The sequence below is a fragment of the Halorubrum sp. AJ67 genome (genome assembly GCF_000513435.1).
The window spans coordinates 109,191-112,726 of sequence record NZ_CBVY010000014.1 but is presented as its reverse complement, the minus strand read 5'-3'; the positions used below and the strand labels follow the sequence as shown (position 1 = coordinate 112,726).

Below are 3,536 nucleotides of genomic sequence, written 5' to 3'. Positions count from 1 at the left end.
GTCGACCTCGCTCGCGACGTTCGGAGCCGTCAGCCGCTCGTCGACGGACGCCTCGATCGCGGTCTCGTCCGGGTGGTCTGAGGCGAGCCGGAGCGCGCGTACGAGCGCCCAGTGGCTGTGGACCGCCGAGTGCCAGTCGAAACAGCCGTAGAAGACGGGGTGATTCTCCGCGGGACGCGTCGGGGCCTCCGGTCCCTCCACGACCCCCTGATAGTGCGGGTACTCGGTCTCGACTCCGTCGAGCGGATGCGCGGCGAGCGCCGTCGCGACGGCGTCGTCGAGCGCCTCCGCCCGTCCGTCGCGGAGCGCGTCCGGCGAGAACTCCTCGAATGCGTTCATGCCCGACGGTCGGCGGGCCGCCTGTTCAATCGATCGGTCGCGTGCGATCGGATGGCACGCAGAAAATCGGTTCTCCCGGAGTTACGCCCGGTCGCGACCGGTCACGCGGAAATATACCGTACCGCGCCGCTCACGCCGGGTTCTTCCGCGTGAGGTCGCTCCCGCAGATCGGGCACCGCTCCTTGTTCTCGTCGAAGGTGCGGTTACAGCCGACACACTGGAACCGCCACTCCCGCTCCTCCGAGATGCCGTCGCGGGCGATAGCCTCGACCGGGAGGTCGAGCCGCTCGGCGACGTTCTGCATCGCGTAGTCGTCGGTGACGAGCGTCGCGTGAAGCTCCAGGGCGGTCGCGATCAGCCGGATGTCTGTGTCTGACAACTCCGCGGCGTCGCCCGACCCCTTCGCGGCCCGGCGGACCCGGTCGACCGCTTCCGGGGCCGGCACGTGCACCGTCATCCCGGAGCCCTCCATCGCGTCGAAGCGGAGCGCCACCTCGCCGGTTAGCTCCTCGTGGACCGCCGGAATGGAGACCACGTCGTCGTCGGTGGTGTACTCGTGGATGAACGCGGACGAGTCGAGGACTTCCATCAGCGGGAGACGACGATGTAGTCTTTCACCGCCTGCACGTTCGCAACCGGTACTCGGAGCCGCCCCATCTCGTCGACGTCGAAGTCGACGCGTCCGGGCCTGAGCTGTTCGTGCGGGCTGACGAGCAGGTGGTTCAGCTCGCCGGACTCGAGGTTCATCGTGATGTTGTACAGGTCCCCGAGTTCCGTGCCGTCGGAGCTCATCACCGCCTTCCCGGAGAGGTTCTCCGCGAGGATGTCGACCATACCCGCACGGTCCCGGGCGACGGTATTAAACGCCACGGGCCGTCCGACGGGCGACGGACGGGCGTCGCCCTCGTCGTCGCGGTTCGTCGCGGCATTTTGAAAGGCTTAACTGACGCCCGGGCGGAACGGACGGTATAACCTTCTCGGGGCGATCACATATGACCGACCACACACACGCGGACACCCTGCGAACCCCAATCGTCGCCGTGCTGGGCCACGTCGACCACGGCAAGACGAGCCTGCTCGACACGATCCGCGGCTCCGCCGTCAGCGAGGGCGAGGCCGGCGCGATCACCCAACACATCGGGGCGACGGACATCCCGCTCGACACCATCTCCGGGATGGCCGGCGAGCTGATCGACCCGTCGGACTTCGATCTGCCCGGCCTGCTTTTCATCGACACGCCGGGCCACCACTCCTTCTCGACGCTGCGCGCCCGCGGCGGCGCGCTCGCCGACATCGCGGTGCTGGTCGTCGACGTCAACGACGGCTTCCAGCCGCAGACGGAGGAGGCGATAGACATCCTCCGCCGGACGGGAACGCCGTTCGTCGTCGCGGCCAACAAAGTCGACACGACGCCCGGCTGGAACCCGCAGGACGGCGAACCGATCCAGCGGAGCATGGAGGCGCAGTCCGAGCGCGCGAAGTCGATGCTCGACGAGAACCTCTACGAGATCATCGGCCAGCTGTCGGACGCCGGCTTCTCCGCCGACCTCTACTGGCGCGTCCAGGACTTCCAGAAGAACATCGGGGTCGTCCCGCTGTCGGCGCTCACCGGCGAGGGCGTCCCGGACCTGCTGACCGTCCTCATGGGCCTCTCCCAGCGGTTCATGAAAGAGGAGATGGCCATCGACGTTCAGGGGCCGGGCGAGGGGACGGTCCTCGAAGTGAAAGACGAGCGCGGGTTCGGTGCCACCGTCGACACCGTCGTCTACGACGGCGTGATCCGCAACGGCGATCAGATCGTCGTCGGGGGACAGGACGAGCCGATCGTCACCGAGGTCCGCGCGCTGCTCCGCCCGCAGCCGCTCGCGGAGATCCGCACCGAGAAGGAGTTCGAGAAGGTCGGCGAGATCGGTGCCGCGGCCGGGGTGAAGATCGCCGCCCCCGACCTCGATCAGGCGATGGCGGGCGCGCCGGTCCGAGTCGTCCGCGACCGCCCCGTCGAGGACGTGATCGAGGAGGTGAAGGCGGAACTCGCCGAGATCGAGGTTGACACGGCCGACAACGGCGTCGTCGTCAAGGCTGACACCCTCGGCTCGCTGGAGGCGATGGCGAACGCGCTCCGCGAGGCCGAGGTGCCGATCCTCCGCGCCGAGGTCGGCGACATCGCGCCCCGGGACATCGCCGTCGCGGAGACGGCGAATCAGGACGAACACAAGGCTATCTTAGGCTTCAACGTCGACCTCCTCCAGAACGCGGAGTCCGACCTGGAGAACGCGGACGTGAAGCTGTTCAAAAACGAGGTCATCTACCAGCTCGTCGAGGACTACGAGCGCTACGTCGAGGAGAAGCAGCGCGCCCAACAGGAGACCGTGCTGGACAAGGTTGTGCGCCCGGCCCGCTTCCGCATCCTCCCCGACCACACGTTCCGCCAGAACGACCCCGCGGTCGTCGGCGTGGAGATCATCGCCGGCACGCTCCAGAACAACCGCAACGTCGGCTACTTCGAGGGCAACGAGTTCGAGCGCGTCGGCGGGCTCTCCGGGATTCAAAAGCAGGGCGAGGACGTCGACGAGGCCCGCTCCGGCGAGCGCGTCAGCATCGCCATCGACGGGCCGACCGTCGGGCGCGACATCGAGGAGGGCGACACGCTCTGGACCGAGGTGCCCGAGAAGCACGCGAAGATCTTAGAACAGGAGTTGAAAGAGGAGATCACCGCCGACGAGCGCGAGGCGCTTCAGGGGTATCTCGACACGCGCCGGAAGCGGGACCCGTTCTGGGGGAAGTAGGCGTTTTCACGCCCGATTTCGCGGAATCTTCACGCGTACACCAGAATGATCACGGCGACGAACGCCAACTCGCCGCCGACGAGCAGCGCGGCGAGCAGCCACGTCCGGTAGGTCCACAGCCAGTCGCGGGCGTCCGCGAGCCGACCTCCGCCGTCCGCCGTCGACTCGGCGCGGTACGCGGGATCGACCCGCCACCCCTCCTCGGGGTCGTAGGTCGCGGGCACGCGAGCGCCGACGAGTTCGTCGACATCGAGCGGCGAGACGCCCGCGGCCTCTAAGAATTCGAGGAATTCCGCCGACTCCGTGAGCGACCCGTCTCGGGGCGCGTCGAACCGCTCGGTGTGGGTGGCGTCGCCGTGCGGTGGGCGCATCTCGACGACGACGCGGTCGCCGACCGAGCGCACCGCCGTG

At 68.2% G+C, this 3,536-nt stretch carries 5 protein-coding genes; 1 reads left to right on the top strand and 4 read right to left on the bottom strand.

All coding sequences use genetic code 11. The features are described from left to right. From BN903_RS11535 to BN903_RS11525, 3 genes are all read right to left on the bottom strand, one after another. Positions 1-339, bottom strand: a 339-nt coding sequence (locus tag BN903_RS11535; RefSeq protein WP_048077862.1) for a DUF2891 family protein, incomplete at its 3' end; no start/stop codon positions are given. 130 nt (positions 340-469) lie between these two features. Then, on the bottom strand, positions 470-928 hold the full coding sequence (locus BN903_RS11530; protein WP_048077861.1) for an NOB1 family endonuclease: 459 nt from the start codon (positions 926-928) through the stop codon (positions 470-472). Next, a complete protein-coding gene (locus BN903_RS11525; protein WP_048077860.1) occupies positions 928-1,173 on the bottom strand; it encodes a PRC-barrel domain-containing protein in 246 nt (81 codons plus the stop codon). Before BN903_RS11525 ends, BN903_RS11530 begins: the two co-directional genes overlap by 1 nt. Before the next feature lie 158 nt (positions 1,174-1,331). On the opposite strand from BN903_RS11525, the gene infB reads away from it, so the two are divergent. Continuing rightward, positions 1,332-3,125: a translation initiation factor IF-2 gene (gene infB / locus BN903_RS11520; RefSeq protein WP_048077859.1), complete on the top strand. Its 1,794-nt coding sequence runs from the start codon at positions 1,332-1,334 to the stop codon at positions 3,123-3,125. A 29-nt stretch (positions 3,126-3,154) separates the two neighbouring features. On the opposite strand, the gene BN903_RS11515 is transcribed toward infB, so the two are convergent. After that, positions 3,155-3,536 (bottom strand): hypothetical protein (locus BN903_RS11515; RefSeq protein ID WP_048077858.1); only part of this gene is annotated, 382 nt, incomplete at its 5' end.

What these genes read in the sequence shown, in the direction of transcription:
- BN903_RS11530 (WP_048077861.1), bottom strand. Translation starts at nt 928, where the DNA reads ATGGAAGTCCTCGACTCGTCCGCGTTCATCCACGAGTACACCACCGAC.
- BN903_RS11525 (WP_048077860.1), bottom strand. Translation starts at nt 1,173, where the DNA reads ATGGTCGACATCCTCGCGGAGAACCTCTCCGGGAAGGCGGTGATGAGC.
- infB (WP_048077859.1), top strand. Translation starts at nt 1,332, where the DNA reads ATGACCGACCACACACACGCGGACACCCTGCGAACCCCAATCGTCGCC.